The sequence below is a fragment of the Variovorax nitratireducens genome (genome assembly GCF_051216545.1).
Classification (GTDB): Bacteria; Pseudomonadota; Gammaproteobacteria; order Burkholderiales; family Burkholderiaceae_C; genus Variovorax.
The window spans coordinates 12,977-32,278 of sequence record NZ_JBPJZO010000003.1; the positions used below are offsets into that span (position 1 = coordinate 12,977).

18 protein-coding genes and 1 pseudogene are annotated in these 19,302 nt (G+C 64.4%); 8 read left to right on the forward strand and 11 right to left on the reverse strand.

The window, feature by feature from the left end; genetic code table 11:
• Positions 1-116 precede the first annotated feature (116 nt).
• The 6 genes from ACSFA8_RS09340 to ACSFA8_RS09365 all read left to right on the forward strand — a co-directional run bounded on the left by ACSFA8_RS09340 (position 117) and on the right by ACSFA8_RS09365 (position 5,641).
• Complete coding sequence (locus ACSFA8_RS09340) at positions 117-1,307, forward strand: ABC transporter substrate-binding protein (protein ID WP_435479741.1); 1,191 nt, start codon at positions 117-119, stop codon at positions 1,305-1,307.
• A gap of 12 nt (positions 1,308-1,319) precedes the next feature.
• The gene (locus ACSFA8_RS09345) at positions 1,320-2,177 is read left to right on the forward strand and encodes a branched-chain amino acid ABC transporter permease (protein WP_435479235.1); all 858 of its coding nucleotides are present in this window, start codon (positions 1,320-1,322) and stop codon (positions 2,175-2,177) included.
• Between the two features lie 53 nt (positions 2,178-2,230).
• Positions 2,231-3,181 carry a branched-chain amino acid ABC transporter permease gene (locus ACSFA8_RS09350; RefSeq protein ID WP_435479236.1) on the forward strand — a complete coding sequence of 317 codons (951 nt, stop codon included), beginning with the start codon at positions 2,231-2,233 and terminating at the stop codon, positions 3,179-3,181.
• Positions 3,178-3,882 (forward strand): ABC transporter ATP-binding protein, encoded by a 705-nt coding sequence (locus tag ACSFA8_RS09355; RefSeq protein WP_435479237.1) that lies wholly within the window; start codon positions 3,178-3,180, stop codon positions 3,880-3,882. The genes ACSFA8_RS09350 and ACSFA8_RS09355 overlap by 4 nt, the downstream gene beginning before the upstream one ends.
• A gap of 7 nt (positions 3,883-3,889) precedes the next feature.
• On the forward strand, positions 3,890-4,591 hold the full coding sequence (locus ACSFA8_RS09360; RefSeq protein WP_435479238.1) for an ABC transporter ATP-binding protein: 702 nt from the start codon (positions 3,890-3,892) through the stop codon (positions 4,589-4,591).
• A gap of 69 nt (positions 4,592-4,660) precedes the next feature.
• The gene (locus ACSFA8_RS09365; RefSeq protein ID WP_435479239.1) at positions 4,661-5,641 is read left to right on the forward strand and encodes a Bug family tripartite tricarboxylate transporter substrate binding protein; all 981 of its coding nucleotides are present in this window, start codon (positions 4,661-4,663) and stop codon (positions 5,639-5,641) included.
• A 502-nt stretch (positions 5,642-6,143) separates the two neighbouring features.
• Here ACSFA8_RS09365 and ACSFA8_RS09370 read toward each other — a convergent pair.
• A complete protein-coding gene (locus ACSFA8_RS09370; protein ID WP_435479240.1) occupies positions 6,144-6,599 on the reverse strand; it encodes a hypothetical protein in 456 nt (151 codons plus the stop codon).
• 26 nt (positions 6,600-6,625) lie between these two features.
• Between ACSFA8_RS09370 and ACSFA8_RS09375 the strand changes: the two are divergent.
• A pseudogene (locus ACSFA8_RS09375) lies at positions 6,626-7,633 on the forward strand (pectate lyase family protein); the annotation flags it as partial.
• Between the two features lie 110 nt (positions 7,634-7,743).
• Here the strand turns inward: ACSFA8_RS09375 and ACSFA8_RS09380 are convergent.
• The 5 genes from ACSFA8_RS09380 to ACSFA8_RS09400 all read right to left on the reverse strand — a co-directional run bounded on the left by ACSFA8_RS09380 (position 7,744) and on the right by ACSFA8_RS09400 (position 12,785).
• Positions 7,744-8,721 (reverse strand): AraC-like ligand-binding domain-containing protein, encoded by a 978-nt coding sequence (locus tag ACSFA8_RS09380; RefSeq protein ID WP_435479242.1) that lies wholly within the window; start codon positions 8,719-8,721, stop codon positions 7,744-7,746.
• A gap of 168 nt (positions 8,722-8,889) precedes the next feature.
• Positions 8,890-9,846 carry a Bug family tripartite tricarboxylate transporter substrate binding protein gene (locus ACSFA8_RS09385; RefSeq protein WP_435479243.1) on the reverse strand — a complete coding sequence of 319 codons (957 nt, stop codon included), beginning with the start codon at positions 9,844-9,846 and terminating at the stop codon, positions 8,890-8,892.
• Positions 9,847-9,892: 46 nt separating this feature from the next.
• Positions 9,893-10,114, reverse strand: a complete 222-nt coding sequence (locus ACSFA8_RS09390; RefSeq protein WP_435479244.1) for a DUF2783 domain-containing protein — start codon at positions 10,112-10,114, stop codon at positions 9,893-9,895.
• Positions 10,111-11,781, reverse strand: coding sequence for an FAD-dependent oxidoreductase (locus tag ACSFA8_RS09395; RefSeq protein ID WP_435479245.1), 1,671 nt, complete (start codon positions 11,779-11,781; stop codon positions 10,111-10,113). The genes ACSFA8_RS09390 and ACSFA8_RS09395 overlap by 4 nt, the downstream gene beginning before the upstream one ends.
• A 41-nt stretch (positions 11,782-11,822) precedes the next feature.
• Positions 11,823-12,785 (reverse strand): MBL fold metallo-hydrolase, encoded by a 963-nt coding sequence (locus tag ACSFA8_RS09400; protein ID WP_435479246.1) that lies wholly within the window; start codon positions 12,783-12,785, stop codon positions 11,823-11,825.
• Between the two features lie 231 nt (positions 12,786-13,016).
• Here ACSFA8_RS09400 and ACSFA8_RS09405 point away from each other — a divergent pair, with 231 nt between their 5' ends.
• Positions 13,017-13,805 carry an IclR family transcriptional regulator gene (locus ACSFA8_RS09405; protein ID WP_435479247.1) on the forward strand — a complete coding sequence of 263 codons (789 nt, stop codon included), beginning with the start codon at positions 13,017-13,019 and terminating at the stop codon, positions 13,803-13,805.
• A 37-nt stretch (positions 13,806-13,842) separates the two neighbouring features.
• Here the strand turns inward: ACSFA8_RS09405 and ACSFA8_RS09410 are convergent, their stop codons facing one another.
• The 5 genes from ACSFA8_RS09410 to ACSFA8_RS09430 form a co-directional block, all read right to left on the reverse strand.
• A complete protein-coding gene (locus ACSFA8_RS09410; RefSeq protein ID WP_435479248.1) occupies positions 13,843-14,730 on the reverse strand; it encodes a LysR family transcriptional regulator in 888 nt (295 codons plus the stop codon).
• Between the two features lie 85 nt (positions 14,731-14,815).
• Positions 14,816-16,159: an FAD-dependent oxidoreductase gene (locus tag ACSFA8_RS09415; protein ID WP_435479742.1), complete on the reverse strand. Its 1,344-nt coding sequence runs from the start codon at positions 16,157-16,159 to the stop codon at positions 14,816-14,818.
• A 5-nt stretch (positions 16,160-16,164) separates the two neighbouring features.
• Positions 16,165-17,187, reverse strand: coding sequence for a Bug family tripartite tricarboxylate transporter substrate binding protein (locus ACSFA8_RS09420; RefSeq protein WP_435479743.1), 1,023 nt, complete (start codon positions 17,185-17,187; stop codon positions 16,165-16,167).
• Between the two features lie 139 nt (positions 17,188-17,326).
• On the reverse strand, positions 17,327-18,535 hold the full coding sequence (locus ACSFA8_RS09425) for a 3-hydroxybenzoate 6-monooxygenase (protein WP_435479249.1): 1,209 nt from the start codon (positions 18,533-18,535) through the stop codon (positions 17,327-17,329).
• 33 nt (positions 18,536-18,568) lie between these two features.
• On the reverse strand, positions 18,569-19,273 hold the full coding sequence (locus ACSFA8_RS09430; protein WP_435479250.1) for a fumarylacetoacetate hydrolase family protein: 705 nt from the start codon (positions 19,271-19,273) through the stop codon (positions 18,569-18,571).
• Positions 19,274-19,302: the final 29 nt, after the last annotated feature.

Here is a 19,302-nt window from a genome sequence, read left to right on the forward strand (position 1 = left end):
CCACAACAGGAGACAACATGAAAACGATAGAAACCCACTGGTCAAACCGGAAGATCACGAAAAAAACTTTCCAGCGAATCTTCGTTGCAGCGGCCCTGGTGGCCGGCGGCAGCGCAATGGCGCAAAGCAAGCCCGTTTGCGGACTGAATAACGGCAAGGCGGCGACCGGCGAGCCGATCGCGATCGGCGCCGTGGTCGGCAAGACCGGACCCGACGACTTCAGCGCCTCGGCGCTGGCGGCCCAGGCGTACTTCAAGTGCGTGAACGCCAACGGCGGCGTCAACGGTCGGCCAATCGAGTTCACGATCGCCGATGATCAATGGAATCCCGAGGTGGCAGCCCAGGTGGCGGCCAAGCTCGTGAAGGATCGCAAAGTGGTCGCGATGGTGGGCAGCTCCAGCTTTGTCGAGTGCGGTGTCAATGCCAAGATGTACGCCCAGGAGGACGTCATGGTGATCGCCGGGGTCGGCGTGCCGCGCGAGTGCTTCTTCGCCAAGAACTACGTCCCGGTGAACACCGGGCCGCGCGTGTCCGCCACCGTTGTCGCGATGTATGCGGCGCAGCAATACAAAGCCAAGCGGATGGTCTGCGTCATCCCGAACATCCCGAGCCTGGGCAACTGGGCCTGCGATGGGGCGAAGGATTGGGGCAAGGCCAACGGTGTCGAAGTTGACGTGATCACCATCGATCCCGGATCGCCCGATGCCACCTCCACGATGCTGCAGGCTGCGGCAAAGAAGCCGGACGTCGTCATCCTCAACGTGCCCAAGGGCATCATGGTGCCGATGCTCGCCGCTGCCGAACAGCAGGGTCTCGCAAAGAAGATCCACTTCGTCAGCAGCACGCCCGCCTACAACTTCGACGTGCCCAAGACGATCGGCCCGGCGTGGAGCGGCAACTTCGACATCCACCTGGAGTTCATGCCCGTCGAATCCGCCGGCAAGGACAACATGAACTGGAAGGCGACGATGGAGGCCTTCGGTGGCAAGAATGACCCGCGCGATTCCTTCGCACAGGCGGGCTATCTGGCAGCGCGCATTGCAACCGAGGCCCTGCTCAAACTCGATCCGAAGAAGATCGACCGCGCCACTGCCAGTGCCGCGCTGCGCGATGTAAAGGGCTTCCAGAGTGACATCCTGTGCCGGCCGTTCTACGTTGGCGCGGGCGCACGCCACAACGCCAACAGCAGCGGTCCCATTGCCCAGGTAAGTGGCAACGGCTTCAAGCAGGTTAGCAACGGCTGCCTGATGGCCGCGGATCCTGAACTGGCCGACCTGCGCGCGCAGGAAAAGCAGCTGGGCCTTTGACCCGGAGCCGCCATGTCTGAACTGTTGCCATTCCTGGTCTCCGGCCTCGGCGTGGGCGCGGTGTACGCAATGTCGGGCGTGGGCCTGGTCGTCCTGTACCGTTCGTCGGGCGTGCTGAACTTCGCGTTCGGTGCGCTCGGCGCAGTTGCCGCCTATGTGGCCTGGTCGGCGTTGGATCGCGAGTGGCCGTTGGCGCTCGCCGCGATCGCCGCGGTCTCCACCGCCGTTGCGATCTCTTTCGCCTACGGACGCCTGCTCGCTCCCCGCCTGGCCGCAAGCGACCCGACGGTGCGCTCGATCGGCACGCTGGGCCTGGCGCTCGTGCTGCTCGGTTTCACCGAATGGTTCTGGGGAGAGCAGCCGCGCAGGCTGGTGCTCCCGACGGACAACCAGGCCATCGAGCTGGCTGAAGTGCGCCTGACCTACACGCGTGTGGTCGGCTTGGGCGTGGCCGTTTCGATGATGGCCGCCGTCGGCTTGCTGCTCGCGCGGACCCGCATCGGCCTGGCGATGCGTGCGTTGGCCGACCAGCGCGGGCTGAGCGCCATCCTCGGCATCCGCGTGCTCCAGGTCGATACCGCGGCCTGGGTGATCTCCGGCGCTTTCGCCGGCGTGTGCGGCCTGCTACTGGCCAACATCGTGCGGTTGCAGGCCACGGTGCTGACCTTTCTTGTGATCCCTGCGTTCGCGGCCGCCATCATCGGCCGCCTCTCTTCCCTGCCCGCGACAGCTGCCGCGGGCCTGGCGATCGGAATCCTGGAGTCGGTCGCCGTACTGGTGCCGGGATTCTCCCCATTCAGGGCAGCCACCCCTTTTCTCATCGCGCTCGTCGCCATCGTGTTGTGGCGCGACGCATCCCGCAAAGCATGACTCCTGATTCCGTCCGTCGTGAGCGGCGTGCCGCCCGCCTCAGCCTTGCAAGCATGGTGCTCTTCCTCCTGGCTCTCGGCGCGCTGCTGCCGTGGATCGCGAACGCCTACTGGATCAAAACGCTGACCTCCTCTCTCGCACTGGCCATTGCCGCTGCAGGCGTGTCCCTGCTCTACGGGCAGCTGGGATTGGTAAGCCTTTGCCAGTTCGCCCTCCTGGGTGCGGGAGGCTGGGTTGCGCTGCGGGTCGGTCATGGGCTGCAGTGGCCATTCGAAGCTTGCGTGCTCGCGGGCGGGTTGTCCGCCGGCGTCCTTGGAATGCTTGCCGGGTTGCCAGCCCTGCGATTGAAAGGAATTTACCTGGCCCTGGTGACGCTGATGCTCGCCGGGGGATTCCAGGTGGTGGTCAGCGCGACGGGTTTTCCGGACGGCGGTCCGGGTTGGCTCGGGCGCATCACCGGTAGCGAAAGGTTGATGATGCCCCGGCCGGCGATAGCGCAGGGTGAAGGCGCTTACCTGACCTACGTTGCTGCGTGGCTGGCGGCGATGCTCGCGGTGATCGAACTGCATCGCCGCACGCGCGCCGGCCGATCGTGGGCGCTGATCCGCCGAGGCGAGGCGGTAGCCGAGGGTGCAGGCGTCAATGTGCTGCTTTACCAAACGTGGGCTTTCGGACTCGCAGGTGTCTGCACCGGTGTGGCCGGCGCCCTGCTGGCCGGCGCGGTAGGCCAGCTGGACGGCCGCGCGTTCGCGGCCAGCGAGTCGGTGATGCTCTTTGCGCTCACGCTTATCGGCGGCGCCCATCACTGGGCCGGCGCGTTGGTGGCCGGGCTGCTCCTGCGGGCTGTGCCGTCAATGCTGGTCGACCTGGGAGTGAACGGCTACCTCGCGATGGTCTTCTTTGGCGCAGCGCTCCTGCATGCGCTCATCACGGCGCCGCGTGGAATTGTCGGCCAATGGATTGCGGCGATTTCCCGCCTGCGCGCACGAAAGAGGGCACCATGATCGACATTCGCGGCCTGTGCGTCGCGTTCGGCGCCGTCACAGTCATCGACGGGCTGGACGCCGTGTTGGAGGCACCGATGTGCGGGTTGATCGGCCCTAACGGCGCCGGAAAGACGACCCTGGTCAATGTCATCAGCGGATTCGTCCGCGCCCAGGCGGGTGAGGTGTGCATCAACGGCACGCCCCTTCTAGGCTTGAACACTGCGCGCCGCGTCCGGCTCGGCCTGCGTCGATCGTTCCAGACCGAGCAGGTGGTCGAAGACCTCAGCACATGGGACAACGTGCAGGCCATGCTGGACCATGTGCCGCATGCGCTCGCGGACGCTCCGCGGCAGGTGCATCGCGCCCTTGAGCACACGGGCTTGCTGGACTGCGCGGCCACGCCCGGAGGCGAGCTGGACTTGTTCCGGCGCCGCATGATCGAAGTGGCGAAGGCGCTCGTCGGAAAGCCCCGGCTCATCCTGTTCGACGAGCCGGGAGCCGGACTGGACGAACGCGAATCGCGCGTGCTTCGTGACGCCATTGCCGCCATCCCTGAAGAGTTCGGTGCCCAGGTCGTGCTGATCGACCACGACGTGGAGCTCATCGCAAGCCTGTGCACGCAGACGCTGGTGCTCGACTTCGGCAGAAAGCTCGCGCTAGGGGCGACGCGTGCGGTGCTCGACGACCCTGTCGTGCGGCAAGCCTACCTCGGAAGCTGACCCAGCCATGCTTGAGATCCGTCAACTCCACATTTCCCGCGGCGGCAAAGCCGTCGTCCACGGTGTCGATCTCGACGTCGCGCCCGGCGAGATCGTTGCAATGCTCGGCCCCAACGGCGCGGGCAAGTCGAGCATCGTGCTGGCTCTGGCGGGCGCCATCCCGCGGTCGCAGGGGCAAGTCCGCTTGGGCGGAGCGACGCTGGATGGCCTCGCCCCCGATGCAGTGCGCCGCGCGGGGCTCGCCATCGTGCCCGAGGGCCATCAAGTGCTCGGCAGCCTCTCGGTTCACGACAACCTGCGCGCGGCGGCCATGGTGTTGCCCGCCAACGAGGTCGAGCCTGCGATCGAGCGCGTGCTGACGACGTTTCCCGAACTGACGCCCCGGCTCGAGCACCTCGGGCGCTCCCTTTCCGGAGGGCAAAAACAGATGGTCTGCATGGCGCAGGCGCTGCTGGCGCGGCCCCGCGTTCTCGTGGTCGATGAACTGTCGCTCGGTCTCGCCCCCCTTGTGGTCAAGCGGCTGGCCGACGTGCTGCAGAGCGTCGCGGCGGACGGTGTCGGCGTATTGCTGATCGAGCAGTTCACCACGCTGGCGCTGAGACTCGCCCAGCGCGCCGTCGTCCTGCAACGGGGACGAACCGCTTGGTGCGGCCCGGCGCAGACGCTGCGTGACGCGCCTGAAATTCTGCAAGCGAGCTATCTGGCTTGACGGAGAGATCCACTTTGCGAGCCGCCAGGCTCACCAATGAAAACATGTCAACCGCCAGGAGATCGTGAGATGCCTACACGCCGCAAATTCACAAGCCAGCTCGCCGGGATCGCAGCCTTGACCGCTGCCCCGTTGCGCTATGCGCATTCGCAGAGCATTGGTCTCGCAAAAATACTGGTCGGCTTTCCGCCGGGCGGAGCCACGGACGCGGTTGCCCGGCGACTGGCCGAAAAGATGCGAGGTGGCTATGCAAATACTGTCGTGGTGGAGAACAAGCCGGGCGCGTCAATGCAGATCTCCATTTCGACGCTTAAGGACAGTGCGCCGGATGGGAGCACCTTGTTGTTGTCGCCCACCGCGCCGTTCTCCATCTATCCCTTTACCTATCGCAAGCTCCCATACGTTGCAGAGGACGTGGCGCCAGTCACAACGGTTTGCTCGTTCGCATTCGGGTTCGCCGTGGGTCCGGCGGTGCCTCCCAGCGTGCGCGGGATCAGCGACTTCATCGCCTGGTGCAAGGCAAATCCAGACAAGGCCAACTTTGGCTCGCCCGCCTCGGGTTCCACGCCCCATCTGCTTGGCATCCTGCTGTCCAAGCTTTCCCACACGGAGTTGACGCACGTCGGGTACCGCGGAGATGCGCCCGGACTGCAGGATCTGATGGGCGGCCAGGTGTCAGCCTATTCATCGACAGTGGGAAGCTTCCTGCCGCACCTCAAAAGCGGCAGGCTTCGTCTTATCGCCGTCTCCGGGCAGGGCCGAAACGCGTTCGTGCGTGATGTGCCCACGTTCCGTGAGCAGGGATATCCGATCAACGCAACGGAATCGTTCGGCTTGTTCCTTCCGGGAAGAACCTCGCAAGATATCGTGCGCCGCGCAGCTGCATACCTGCACCCCATCCTGGCGCAGGGGGAAGTGGTCGCTGCGTTGGGTGACATCGGAATGACCGCGAAATCTGGCACCCCACAAGACTTGGCAAACCTCATCAAGGCCGATACCGACGAGTGGCGCCGATTGATCAAGATCGTCGGCTTTACCGCAGAGTCTTGATGCATAGGAAGCGGCGCGCCGCAATCGGCTTCTCGTCTCTGCGGGCCACTGCCGCCTCGTCGGAGTGACGATGGCCCAAACTTCGACGGGCTGCCAGCCCCCGAATTCAATTCGCAACGCATGCGGCCGCGGTCGTTCTTGAGGGATCGTAGAGCGCATCCTCGCCGACGAGAACCATTGCTTCACGCACTGCTCCATCGGCGGAATGCTCTCAAATTGGTGCATCGCCCACGCTGCATGCACTTGATCTCCGGCAAGCGTATGCGCCTGCCCTCTGGCTCCGACAGCAGACCGCCTTGTTTGTCACAACGAGACAAATATTGTCGTCCTGTGTCGAGCTAACTACCCACATCTGCAGGAATCTCGATCATTTCCGACAAAGTGCGCCCACATCGGGGAGCAGAGATCGAATAGGAATTCCGGGCACGCAGCATGCATATCCACGCCGCTCCCGGTTCGGACACCTCCTCCTTCTTGCCGGTGCATCAACACATAAATAATCTCATGAAGAAAATGAAGCAAACAAACTTGGAATTGCACCGTTCGCGCGCTGCGGGTGCGCTGTTGACGTCGCTCTTGCTGGCAGCCTGCGGCGGCGGCGAGACCGGCTCGTCATCGGCGGGGGCGGCCGCAGCTGCAGCTGCAGTTGCGCCCGCACCTGCACCTGCACCTGGATCCGTGCCTGCACCTGCACCAGCGCCAGCACCTGGATCCGCACCTGCACCGGCGCCTGCGCCTGCGCCCGCATCTGCTCCTCCTCCTGTGCCTGCACCCGCGCCTGCACCGGCAGCGCCCGCACCTGCGCCCGCACCTGCGCCCGCACCTGCGCCCGCGCCCGCACCTGCACCTGCGCCTGCGCCTGCGCCTGCGCCTGCGCCTGCACCAGCGCCTGCACCAGCGCCTGCACCGGCACCGGCACCGGCAGCGCCAGCACCAGCACCAGCACCAGCACCAGCACCTGCTCCTGCTCCCACCTCGAACAGCGGTGGATTCGCCGGCCAAGTCACCGGCGGCGGCAGCGTCGCGGCGGTGACGGTCTCTACCGCCGCGCAGATGCAGGCGGCCATCGACGCCTACACCGGCACCGGTGGACTCGTGATCCGCTACAACGGAACGTTCAACTTCGCCGCCATCACCGACGCCTGCACGCAGTGGAAGTTGCCTGACGGCGCCATCGTCGAGATCAAGGACAAGAGCAACATCACCATCGAGGGCGTCGATGGCTCATCGGCCAACTTCGGGCTGGCTGTGAAGGCCGACGCCACGAACATCATCATCCGCAACATGACGATCGGCCTGCTGCCCGGTTCGATCGATGCAATCGGCATCGAGGGCCAGGGGGGCAAGTTCCCGGGCTACGTCTGGATCGACCACAACACGCTGTTCAGCAGCCTGAAGGAGTGCTCGGGCGCGGGCGACCTGGAGTTCGACGGCCTGCTCGACAACAAGGCTGGCGCGCACCACCTCACCTACTCCTACAACTACATCCACGACCACCACAAGGTCGGCCTCATCGGCTCGAGCGACAGCGATGCCAGCGATCGCTTCATCACCTTTCATCACAACTTCTACGAGAACGTCGGCTCGCGCCTGCCGCTACAGCGCGGCGGCTACACCCACCTCTACAACAACCTGTACAGCGGCGTGCTCACCACGGGCGCCAACATCCGCATGGGCGGCTTCTCACTGATCGAAGGCAACTACTTCGAGAACTCGCAGAACCCCGTGACCTCGCGCGACAGCTCGGCCATCGGCTACTGGGAACTGCGCAACAACAACATCAGAACCCCGGCCGACTTCAGCGGCTTCGGCATCACCTGGGTGGCCAGCTCGTCCTCGCCGTCGCGCGACGCCACCGACTGGATCACGACGAACGTCTTCCCGGTTGGCATCCCCTACGCGTACACGGCGCAAGACCCGGCCTGCGTGAAGCAGAAGTTGCCCGCGGTGGCTGGCGCGGGCAAGGCGCTCGCCCTTCTAAGCTGCAACTGACGAGTGGCTCTGGCGATGGCGCAAACCGGAGCCCGATAGGCGGGCGGTTCGCTCATCGATGAAATCCGCGTGTCGATGGGTCGATTCGCGGCGCGCTGTGGGAGCGAGGCTTACTGTAGAACCGCGGTGCGGCGTGAAGCGAGGGCCAGGCGCTGACACTCGCCTGGCGTCATGCCGTATTGCTGCTTGAAGAGCCGGCAGAAATGGGCATTGCTCTTGAACCCCCAGGCATAGGCGATCTGCGCCGCAGCTCGGCCCCCGTTGCCTTCGTGCGTAAGAGCTGCATGACAGCGTTCCAGCCGCGCATTCCAAATCTGCCGTTCGAGGCCGACCGTGTCGGCCTCGAACACCCTGTGCAGGTAGCGCCTGGAACAGCGTAGCGCATCGGCGATGCCTTGGATGCTCAGGTCTGGCTCAGAAAGGTGGGCGTGGATGTACTGCCGCGCACGCAACTTCAGAACAGAGGGTAGAGGTACCGGCTCGCTGCTCCGACGGGAGGTCTCGGCCAGAGTCGAGCCGAGCAGCCCCATAACAGATTCACTGATCGATTGGCCGACGCCGTCGGGCAGACCGGGCAATTGCTCGCTCAGCGCACGCAGGTAGGTGCCAAAAACGCCATGCAGGCCAGCCACATTGTCGTGGCCTGTCTGGCCGGCCAGCGGGCCGGAAAGCTTAAGCCCTGAAAGGAGTGCACGCGGCACCTGAGTCACCAGTAGCGTGCAGCGCTCCTGGTTGGTGATGGTGTACGGCGCGCGAGGATCGTAAAGGATCCACTGACCCGGTTGAAGCTCCACGCGGCGGTGCTGTTGTTCGACGACGCCGCGGCCGGACACCTGCAGAACCAGCTTGTAAAACTCGTCGCTCGGAAGATCACCGCAAGTGCTGTCGCGCGCCACGTGGTGTGCCGGCGCGGTGATGCTGAACATGCGTAGCGCGCCGACCTCGTAAGTATCGAGAGATGCATCCAGCGGCTCGTCATCCAGGCTCGACACCCTCAGGCGACCAAAGTACCGTGTGTTGATGCTGCTCCACGCGGCGGCACGCTCGCAGACGAACACGCGGTTTGTTGACCAATGGGTAGTGTGCATGGGGAGCCCCCGGAAATAGGTTGGTGCAGTCTATTTGGGCCGTTTGCACGCCCAGTCAGTAAAAACGAGTAAGCGGCGCCGTCATCGTTCCCCGACGCGGCCCTATCGATTGACTGACAGTGCACACGCGGAAACCTGCAAGGCCCTTGCATGACCGGCCAACTTCTATCAATCAACCCGGATGTTGTTGGCCTTGATGAGGCGCCCCCAGCGCTCGCGTTCGTCCTTCACATACCTGGCCATGTCGTTCGGGCTGCCTGGCAGGCCCTCGACGCCCAGCGCGAGGAAACGCGCCTTCACCGGCGTCGAATTCAAGGCATCCACCAGCGCCTTGTTGAGCTTTGCCACCGTCTCCGGCGGGGTGCCGCTGGGGACCGACAGGCCCTGCCACGCATAAGCCTCGAAGTCCGCGAGTCCCTGCTCGGCCAGCGTGGGCACGTCGGGCAAGCTGGCGATTCGTTTGGCGCTCGCCACGCCGATCGCCTTGACCTTGCCGGCGAGCACGAACTGGTTGCCGCTGGCGGTGTCGACCATCATGAACGGCACTGAACCTCCCAGGATGTCCTGCATCGCAGGCGCTGCGCCGCGGTAGGCAACGTGCGTCATGGCAATCCCCGTCTTCTCGCGCAGCAGTTCAGTGGCCAGGTGGTGCGGGCTGCCCGCGCCGGCCGACGCATAGTTGACGCCGCCGGGCTGCGCCTTGGCCCAGGCGACGAACTCCTTGAAGTTCTTCGCCGGCACCTGCTGGCCCACCACGAGCACGAGCGGAAAGCGCGCCAGCATGCCGACCGGTGCCAGGTCTTTCTCGGCGTTGTAGCTGAGCTTGGAGAACAGGAAGGGGTTGGCCGCCAGCGTCGCGAAGTCCGCCGTCAGCATGATGCTTCCATAGTCCTTGGAGCGGGCCGCGTATTCGGCAGCGATGTTGGTCGCGGCGCCAGGCTTGTTGGTGACGACGATCGGCCGGCCAAGATCCTTGGACATCGTTTCGGCGGTCGCGCGGGCAACCGAATCGGAGCCGCCGCCGGCGGCATATCCGACAACCCATTCGATGGGCTTGCTGTCCTGTGCGACAGCGAGCAGGCTTGTGGCGGCCAACGCAAGGCCAGCGAGGCAAGAGCGAATCATGTGAAGTGTCTCCGTGGTTGTGTAAGTGGCGCAAGGGATGCCGGGGTCAGCCGCGCCGGGCAGCGTCGAACGCTTCGCGAAGAACCGGAAGCGACCCGATGTGATTGGCCAGCACCAGAATCAGCCGCGCATTGAAGGCATGACTCTCCTCCGTGGACAGGCCCTGATGCGCTTCGATCAGCGCCTGGTAGAAATCATCCGGTGCGTCGAGGTGCGCAGCGGTGGTGAGTTGGGTTGCAGTGGCGTGCGGCATGGCGGCGTCCTTCATGCTTTGGCGAGTGCGCGGTTCAGGGCTGCGCGGAGGGTGATGGCGTCGGCGTGGCGCCAGCGCCCGCAGATGTGTTGATCCGGACGCAGCAGGTAGACCGTGCCGTCTTGCGCGTCATACCGTTCGGCAGCCAGCGCATGGGCTGCATCCAGCGGCACGCGCACCTTTTCGACCGGCACGCTGGCGGCAGCGGCGGCGTCCGAGACAGCACGCGCTGCGCTGTCCGAAGGTGTGCCGGAACCGAACACCAGGGCGGTGAAGCCGGCCCACTGGCTTTGCCGCAGCAGCCAACCTTCCACGCCATCGGCCGAAATGACCGGCGCATCGGAAGCCACGGCGCCCGGCACCATCCGGCCCTTGAAGCCGTAGGTATCGGCGGTGTTGAGTGACGAGCCGTGCAGCGTGGCAGGTACCGAAAGGCGCCCGCTGTTGACGAGGGTTCGCGCGAAGGCGTGCTTCTTCGCGAGCTCGAGCACCGCGTCGCGGAACAGCCGGCTCACCTCGCTCTTGGGCGTGATGAAGTCGGTGGCGCGCGTGGAATTGAGGATGTTCTCGTCGGCGGCGTATTCGCGCTCCTGGCCGTAGCTGTCGAGCAGCGCATCGGGCGCCCTGCCCTGTACGACGGCGGCAAGCTTCCACGCCAGGTTCTCTGCGTCCTGCACGCCCGAGTTGGCACCGCGTGCACCGAACGGCGATACACCGTGCGCCGAATCGCCGGCAAAGAACACGCGGCCCTGCCTGAACTGGTCCATGCGCAGGCACGAGAAGGTGTAGACGCTCGCCCATTCGAGCTCGAACTGCGCGTCTTCGCCCAGCAGCGCCCTGACGCGGGGAATGATCTTCTCGGGCTTCTTTTCTTCTTCGGGGTCGGCATCCCAGCCGAGCTGGAAGTCGATGCGCCAGACGTTGTCCGGCTGCATGTGCAGCAGCACGCTCTGGTTGCGGTGGAACTCCGGATCGAACCAGAACCAGCGCTCAGCCGGCCGGTCGAGTTTCATCTTCACGTCGGCGATCAGGAAGCGATCCTTGAACTGGCGCCCCTTGCTTTCCTGCCCCAGCAACTGGCGCATGCTGGAGCGGCCGCCATCGCAGGCCGCGACATAGTCGGCTTCGAGTTGATAGGCGCCTTCGGGGGTCTCGACCGTCAGGGTGACGTAGTCCGCATGCCGGGTGACGCCTGCAACCTTGTTCTTCCAGCGCAGATCGATCAGCGGCAACGCTGCCGCACGCTCGGCCAGGAAGCCTTCGACGTAGTACTGCTGCAGGTTGATGAACGCCGGGCGCGCGTGTCCGGCCTCCGGCAACAGGTCGAAGCTGTAGATCTGCTCGTTTCTGAAGAACACGCGGCCGACGTTCCACGACACGCCCTTGTCGACCATGCGATCGCCGCAGCCGAGCCGGTCGAAGATCTCCAGCGTGCGTTTGGCAAAGCAGATGGCGCGCGATCCGGTCGACAGCGTGTTGTCGTTGTCGAGCAGAACCACCGGCACGTCCCGCTGTGCCAGGTCGATGGCCAGCGCAAGGCCGACGGGGCCCGCGCCCACGACGACCACGGGGCGCCGAGCAGGCGTCGCCGCATCCTGGTCAGGATGCCGGGCGTAGTCGAACACCAGTTTCTGGTAGTCGACGGCTTCTCCCTTGCGCGAAGCAAGTTCGTTCAATTGCATTGTTTGTCTCCACTTGCGCGGCTTGTGGTTGCCGCGACGCGTCACTGGCCTTCGAGCGTCTTCCACATTTCAACGTCGCGCTCGGCCGTCCAGATCCTGGGATCGGTGTACTTCGTTGATTCGTCGTAGCAACGGGTGACATCGAAGGGCATGCAGTGATCGAAGATGACCCAGTGGCCGTACTTGGGCTTGAGCGCGGCAAAGGTGTCTTTGTAGACCGCGTTCAGATCCTTGCCGGCCGCGACGCCCTTCTGCACGTTGGCATAGACGTCGGCGATGAAGCCGCGCGTCTCGCTGAGCCCCTTGGCCACTTCTTCCGGCGTGGTCAGCGCGGCACCGCGGCCGGGCACCAGGGCCTTGGGCTGGAGGGCTGCAAGGTTGTCGAGCGTCTGCGGCCAGTCCTTGAAATAGGCGTCGCCGGCGTAGGGCGTTGCGCCGAACTCGACCAGATCGCCCGACAGCAGCGCGCGCTCCTGCGGCAGCCAGACCACCGTGTCGCCCTTGGTGTGGCCGCGGCCGAGCTGCAGCAGTTGCACTTCGAGCTTGCCGAGCCACAGCGTCATCTTGCCGGTGAAGGTCATGGTGGGCCAGGTGAGGCCCGCGGGCACGCTTTCGACGTTCTGGAACAGGCGCGGGAACCGGCCGATCTCGCTGGCCTTGTCCTGCTCGCCGCGTTCGACGATCAGGTCGCGCGTGTCCTGGCTGGCAAGGATGTGCTCGGCGCCGTACGCGCTGGCACCCAGCACGCGCACCGCGTGGTAGTGCGTCAGCACCACGTACTTGATGGGCTTGTCCGTCACTTCGCGGATACGGCGGATCACGTCCGCCGCCATCGCCGGCGTGGCCTGGGTGTCGGCCACCAGCACCGCATCGTCGCCAATGACGATGCCGGTGTTCGGGTCACCCTCGGCCGTGTACGCCCAGGCGTGCTCCGAGATCTGGCTGAAGGTGACCTTCTTTTCCTCGAGGTCGGCTTGGCTGGCGAATGTCTTGGTCGTGGTCATTACCGGGATTCCTTGAATGCAGGAGTTTGTCTTAAGCAAATGTGTTTGCAGTATGCGCTACGCATTCGCTTATGGCAAACTAATTAGCATCCTGAGAATTAAGTGTTTACCCTCAAGGGCGGGCCGCTGGATGTTGTTTGGAAATGGCAAAGTGCTTTGTCCCAGACAAACTAAACTTGTGACAGACATCTTGAAAGGCTCGCCATGCGAGACAGCCATCCCGGAGAAGCAGTGAAGGAAGACAAGGAACAGCGGGCCGTCCAATCGATCGAGGTGGGAGGCCGCCTGCTCCTTGCCTTGGCGAACAGCCCGACCCCCCTGACGCTCAGGGATCTTTCCAGCCGATCCGCGCTGCCGGCGTCGCGCGCGCATCCGTATCTGGTGAGTTTCGGCAAGCTCGGGTTGATCGAGCAGGAGTCCGATTCAGGCCGCTATGCGCTGGGGCCTGCGGCGCTGCAGCTTGGGCTGACCTGCCTGCACCAGCTCGACCCCGTGCGGGCTGCATTGCCGGTGGCGCAACAACTCGCCGCATCGACCGGACATGCGGTGGCGCTGGCGGTTTGGGGCAACTTCGGGCCCACCATCATCCGGATGATCGAGGCCCGTGAACCGCTCCACGTTTCGATGCGAGCCGGAACGGTGATGTCCATCCTCGGCACGGCCACCGGCCGGGCCTTCGCCGGAGTCATGCCGGTTGAACGCCTCGAGAAAGCCATGGCGGTCGCGCTGGGAGATCCTGAACGTCGGAAGGCCCCGCTGCTCGAGGCCCAGTCGGAGGCACTGCAGGAAGCCGCGGCAGACATCCGCGACCACGGCGTCACACGCGCGAAGGGAAGACCGATTCCCGGCGTCAACGCCTTCAGCGCCCCGGTCTTCGATCATGAAGGGGAGCCCGTGATCGTCATCACGGCACTGGGGCACCAGGACGGCTTCTCCGCCGACTGGAGTTCCGATGTTGCGGTCGCCGTCCGCAATGCGGCAAGGGAGGCTTCCAGCCGGCTTGGGTGGCGCCATACCTGAGCTATACACCCCGACCGGCTGATCGCCGGCCGCCACCTCACTCCTCCAGGAACAAATCCGCCACCGTCGACCGAAGCCACTGGTTGGCGGGATCCTGCTGGTAGCGCTCGTGCCAGTGCTGCTTGATCGAGAACGACGGAAACTTGAACGGGGCGGGCAAAGACTTCACCTTCGCAATTCGGACGAGCATCTCGGCAACGCGCTCCGGAACCGTCGCGACAAGCTCGGTGTTCGCAAGCAGGTTGCCCACGCCAGGCAAGGTCGGGAGCGAAAGCGCCACCCTCCTTTCGATCCGCTGGCGCACGAGTGCCTGCTCCACCAGTTCGTGGCCTGTTCCGGGTGCCGTGATGACGACGTGCTTTTCACGCTTGAAAAGGCTCTCGGTGAGTCGCTTGCCGACACGTGGATGCGCGCGACTGACGACGCAGGCAAAAGTCTGGTCGAACAATTTCTGCTGGTAGAAGCCTGCTTCCAGTTCAGGCATGAAACCGACGGCCAGGTCGGCCTCTCCGGATTCAAGCAGTTTGGGCGTGTCCGATGTGATGCGCAGAACCTCGACACGAACATCGGGCGCGAGCTTGCCCATCTTGTTGATCAGCGACGGAAGGAACTCGAGGTGGCTGATGTCCGTCATCGCGATGCGAAAGAGCCGCGAGGAGATGGAAGGATCGAAGACCACCTGCTGCTGCATGGCGACGCGAAGAAGTTCCAGCGCCTCCCGCAATGGCCGCGCGAGAGCGGCCGCGTGCGGCGTGGGCATCATCCCGGCCCCGGTCCGCACGAACAGAGGGTCGTTGAACTGCCGGCGCATGCGTGCAAGCGCGAGGCTCACGGACGTTTGCGCGAGCCCCAGGTTCTCTCCGGCGCGCGAAACGCTTCGCGTTTTGTACACCTCGTCGAACACCATCAGAAGCTTCAGGTCCACTATGTCTTTTCCCGCTGGCCACATTGGCCGCATCGCATTGACGTGATGATGCCCGCCCCGGAAGCCTCCATACAAGCGGAACGCGCTAGCCTTCGATGTATGCGCCGTCGACCTGCAACCGCTGCTGAAGCCGAAGCACATCGGTCTCACGCAAGGCAGCGACGCCGGCATGCGCCGCAGCCGTGCCGGCCGCCTGCCCCATCACAAAGCAGCCGCCGCTTGCGCGCGCAGCCGACTGGCCTTCGTGCGTCATCGATGCGCAGCGGCCGGCCACGAGAAGGTTATCGACGCCCTGCGGCACCAACATCCGCCATGGCAGATCGTTGTAGGCGCGATGCTGATCCGTCGGAAAGCGCCATTCGATCTTGCCGGCCTGGTGCAACTCCATCGGCCAGGCGTTGATGCCGATGCTGTCGTCAAAGCGCGCGGAGTTCAGGATGTCTTCACCCGTCAGCGCATACAGGCCGCCGATGCGACGCGTCTCGCGGATGCCCACCTGCGGCGCAATCTCGACGATCTGCGATTCGGCGAATCCTGGCACTTGCTCACGCAGAAAACGAAAGAAGTCGACGATCTGCCGCCGCCCCTCGACTTCGCCCGCGCTCAGTTCGCGCGCGTCCACACCGTTCATCGCGTGGCCAAGATCGTTTTTCAACTGCGTGACGTTGGCGCGCCATTCGGCCGGATGGATCTGGGGCCGCAAGATTGCGCCTTCGCGCGGGAAGCGGTAGCGGCCAGGGAACTCTTTCTGGGCGCGTTCCATGTATTCGTTGATGGCCTTGAACTCGCCAACTGCAGCCAGCGCTGCCGGAGCGTCCACATGGCCAACCCGGAACATGGTGGATGGGAAAAGCCCGCTGCCATTGCCATCACCCAGCGCATACGGCACGCCGGCAAAGGCAGCCACGTCCGCGTCGCCCGAGCAATCGATGAACACGTTGGCTCGCAGCGCCTGCCGGCCGGACTTGGTCTCGATCACGAGAGCTGCAATGCGAGGCCCATCCATCACGACAGCGGCTGCCTGTGCGTGGAAGAGCAGCTGTACGCCGGAAGCCAACAACAGCTGATCAGCCGCGCATTTGTACGCCGAGGTGTCATAGCTGCGCACGCGTATGCGGCCCCCCATCCCGTCTTGCGGCCGGTTCAGGCCGCCCAGCGACTCGATACGCGAAAGCAAGTCGTCTACAACGCCATGCACCAGCTGGTGCATCTCACCATCGCGCTGGCCGTACAGCCCCGCGAAGTTCGTGACGCCGCCGGCAGTGCCCATGCCTCCAAGGAAGCCATAGCGCTCCACAAGCAGCGTACGTGCCCCATGCCCAGCTGCGCTGACCGCGGCGGCAAGCCCGGCGGGCCCGCCTCCGACCACCACGACATCGTATTCACCATAGACCGGCAGCTCGCGTGCCGGTTCCTGCACTGTGTCCATCGTGTTCATTGGAGCTTGATTCCGCTTGCAGAAATAATGCGCTGCATGATCTTCGACTCGGCCGCAACGCGGGTCTGCAGAGCAGGCGCCGATGCAGTTGCCGGCGCCTGCCAGCCCTGATTGAAAAGCTGCTGCCGTGTGGCGGCATCCTGCAACACGCCAGGCAACACAGCGGCCAGCCGCGATTTGGCTGCAGCGCTGAGCTTGGCCGGGCCAACGAGTGCAGTCCAGACCTCGAGCTCGAAATCCTTCACGCCGGCATCGGCCAGGGGCGGGATGTCCGGGGCGAGCGTGCTGCGCCCGGTCGTCAGGCCGATAGCCTTGAGCTTGCCTGCGTTGATTTGCGGCAGCGCAACGCCTGGCGGTACCAGCGCCATCTCGATCTGCTGGCCGAGCATCGCCGTCACCACCTGCGGATTGCCCTGATATGGCACATGCATCGCGGCCATGCCAGGCACCCGCGTTTTCAGCAGTTCCATACCCAAGTGACCGACGGAACCGGCGCCCACGGAGCCATAAGACCACTTCTCGCCGGCCGACCGCGCTGCATCGAAGAACGCCTTGCCGCTCGGCGCGCCTGCCTGTGCAACCAGGATCAGCGGCGCAGTCCCGACCAGCGTGAGATACGTGAAATCGGTCGCCGGGTCGTAGGGCAGCTTGGCATACAACATCTTGGCCGAGGTCAGGTTGCCGTTGATGACGATGCCCAGCGTGTGGTCATCTGTGGCCTTGGCGATTTGATCGGCGGCGATGTTGCCGGATGCACCAGCCTTGTTGTCCACGATCACCGGTTGGCCGAGTGCCTTCGAAAGCGGCTCGGCAATGGCACGGGCCGCGCCGTCAGGCGTGGAGCCACCGGGAAATCCGACGAGCAGCCGAAGTGGCTTGGTTGGCCAGGCGACAGCTTGGGGCTGTGCAAAAGCAGCAGCCGTTCCACACGCAAGCAGGGCGACCAGCGCGCCGAGGCGTGCGGCCAGATTCAAGGACAGGGGGCGTCTACCGCAAATACGCTGGTCTGAATGGTTCATCGTGTCTCCGTAATTTGTATTCACGAGGGTGCGTGGGGCCCCTGGTGCATGAAGGTTAGGCATGGAACACCATTGCAGCAATGGCATGGATCGAATATCGGTCAGCAGGATCCTCAATAGTGGATCCAAAGTCGCCGGTTCAATGCGCCCCGGCGACTGCCGCGTCGAGGCATCGCTCGGCGCGCCAGTCATAGAGCCACTCCAGCGCGTCGTAGAAGCGTTCCTGGCTTCGACCGGTCCACAGACTGTTGCGAACCAGTCGATCCACGCCCTTCGCGTGATAGATGCGCCCCATCTCGCGCACCGACAACACGACCCGTGCCGTGCGGGCAATGCGGGCCGACTCATACAGCCGGAACGCATCTGCAAAGCTGTTTGTTCTCTCGACCGCAGCAGCCAGTGTGACTGCGTCTTCCATGGCCATGCATGCGCCCTGCGCCAGATACTGCATCATCGGATGGGCCGCGTCGCCGAGCAACGTGGCACAGCCCTCGCTCCAACGTTCGACGGGTTCCCGATCGGCCGTGCTCCAGCGCCGCCATGTTGTTGGTCGGTCGAGGAGTTGCCGGGGCTTTGCATGCACGCCCTTGAAATACGACAGCACCTCTTCCTTGCTGCCATCGCTCACACCCCACTCCTCTTTCTCCCTGCTGTGGAAGGTCACGACGAGGTTGTACTGTTCGCCGCCGCGCAACGGGTAGTGCACCAGGTGGCAGTCGGGGCCGGCCCACACCACCGGCGCGTTCCATTGAAGATCCTTGGGCATGTCTTCGGCCGGAACCACGGCGCGGTAGACCACATGCCCTGAAACACGCGGCGTATCCCCCAGGAGGCGGGTGCGCACGACAGACTTCACGCCGTCGCAGCCAATCAAGGCCGCACCCTTGAAAATCCTGCCGTCCGAGGTCGTGGCTGATGCGCCGTCGTCATCGAGGTGCACCGAGTCGATTCGCGCACCGACATGCAGGGTAACGAGTGCGCTGGCTTTGGCCGCGGCATAAAGCGCGCCATGCAGATCTGCTCGATGACTGACCGCGTAAGGGTTCTTGAAGCGGGCACGAAATGCGTCGCCCACCGCAACAGACGCGACCTCCCTGCAGTCGACTGCGTCCATCATGACCAGGCGCTCATTGAAAACCGCTTTTTGGCGCACTTGCTCGCCGACGCCCAGGGCATCGAGCGCTGCGAAGGCATTCGGCCCCAGTTGAAGGCCCGCACCGATCTCCGCAATCTCGGCACTCTGCTCGAGAAGTTCGACAGGCTGCCCGAGTTTGGCCAGTGCCAGTGCGCAGGCAAGTCCGCCGATGCCGCCTCCGGCAACGATGACGGGCGGCCTTGTGGTGTCCATATGGGTAGTCATTGCGCATCCACCTGTGCAGGCTCAGGCGATCCGCACGGTCAGCGGCTCGAGGCCGTCGACGTGAACCGAGATGGTCTGGCCGGCCACCACCGCACCTACGCCTTCCGGGGTGCCCGTGAAGATCAGGTCGCCGGGCTCCAGTGCGAACAGCGTCGAGAGATTGGCGATGACTTCGTTGACCGACCAGATGAGGTGGGACACATCGCTCTTCTGCTTGACCTTGCCGTCCACTTCCAGCGTGATGGCACCCGAGGTGATGGCACCGCCGTCCTCGATTCGACGGATAGGTGCGATCGGAGCCGAGAGATCGAAGGCCTTGCCCACTTCCCACGGGCGGCCTTTTTCGCGGGCAGCGATCTGGAGGTCGCGGCGCGTCATGTCCAGACCGACCGCATAGCCATAGATCAGCTCGGCGGCTTTTTCTGCAGGCACGTCCCGCCCGCGCTTGCCGATCGCCACGACCAGTTCGGCTTCGAAATGATAGTTCTGCGTTTGCGAGGGATAAGGCAAGGTGGCGGTCGCGCCTGCCTCGACCGGAATCACCGACGCATCGTCGTTGGGCTTGCAGAAAAAGAAAGGCGGCTCCCGATCTGGATCGAAACCCATCTCGCGGGCATGTGCGGCGTAGTTGCGGCCCACGCAATACACGCGCCGCACAGGAAAGAGATCGTCCGACCCGGCGACGGGAATGCCTACGATGGACATGGGAGTAACGACAAAGGACATGTGTGCTTCTCGAAGAAAAGTTGAGGAAT

Excerpts from the sequence above, each read along its gene's own strand:
- ACSFA8_RS09395 (WP_435479245.1), bottom strand. The coding sequence starts at position 11,781 with ATGCAATTGAACGAACTTGCTTCGCGCAAGGGAGAAGCCGTCGACTAC.
- ACSFA8_RS09345 (WP_435479235.1), top strand. The coding sequence starts at position 1,320 with ATGTCTGAACTGTTGCCATTCCTGGTCTCCGGCCTCGGCGTGGGCGCG.
- ACSFA8_RS09340 (WP_435479741.1), top strand. The coding sequence starts at position 117 with ATGGCGCAAAGCAAGCCCGTTTGCGGACTGAATAACGGCAAGGCGGCG.
- ACSFA8_RS09415 (WP_435479742.1), bottom strand. The coding sequence starts at position 16,159 with ATGGACACAGTGCAGGAACCGGCACGCGAGCTGCCGGTCTATGGTGAA.
- ACSFA8_RS09360 (WP_435479238.1), top strand. The coding sequence starts at position 3,890 with ATGCTTGAGATCCGTCAACTCCACATTTCCCGCGGCGGCAAAGCCGTC.
- ACSFA8_RS09400 (WP_435479246.1), bottom strand. The coding sequence starts at position 12,785 with ATGACCACGACCAAGACATTCGCCAGCCAAGCCGACCTCGAGGAAAAG.
- ACSFA8_RS09350 (WP_435479236.1), top strand. The coding sequence starts at position 2,231 with ATGGTGCTCTTCCTCCTGGCTCTCGGCGCGCTGCTGCCGTGGATCGCG.
- ACSFA8_RS09425 (WP_435479249.1), bottom strand. The coding sequence starts at position 18,535 with ATGGACACCACAAGGCCGCCCGTCATCGTTGCCGGAGGCGGCATCGGC.
- ACSFA8_RS09430 (WP_435479250.1), bottom strand. The coding sequence starts at position 19,273 with ATGTCCTTTGTCGTTACTCCCATGTCCATCGTAGGCATTCCCGTCGCC.
- ACSFA8_RS09365 (WP_435479239.1), top strand. The coding sequence starts at position 4,661 with ATGCCTACACGCCGCAAATTCACAAGCCAGCTCGCCGGGATCGCAGCC.
- ACSFA8_RS09380 (WP_435479242.1), bottom strand. The coding sequence starts at position 8,721 with ATGCACACTACCCATTGGTCAACAAACCGCGTGTTCGTCTGCGAGCGT.
- ACSFA8_RS09390 (WP_435479244.1), bottom strand. The coding sequence starts at position 10,114 with ATGAAGGACGCCGCCATGCCGCACGCCACTGCAACCCAACTCACCACC.
- ACSFA8_RS09420 (WP_435479743.1), bottom strand. The coding sequence starts at position 17,187 with ATGAACCATTCAGACCAGCGTATTTGCGGTAGACGCCCCCTGTCCTTG.
- ACSFA8_RS09385 (WP_435479243.1), bottom strand. The coding sequence starts at position 9,846 with ATGATTCGCTCTTGCCTCGCTGGCCTTGCGTTGGCCGCCACAAGCCTG.
- ACSFA8_RS09355 (WP_435479237.1), top strand. The coding sequence starts at position 3,178 with ATGATCGACATTCGCGGCCTGTGCGTCGCGTTCGGCGCCGTCACAGTC.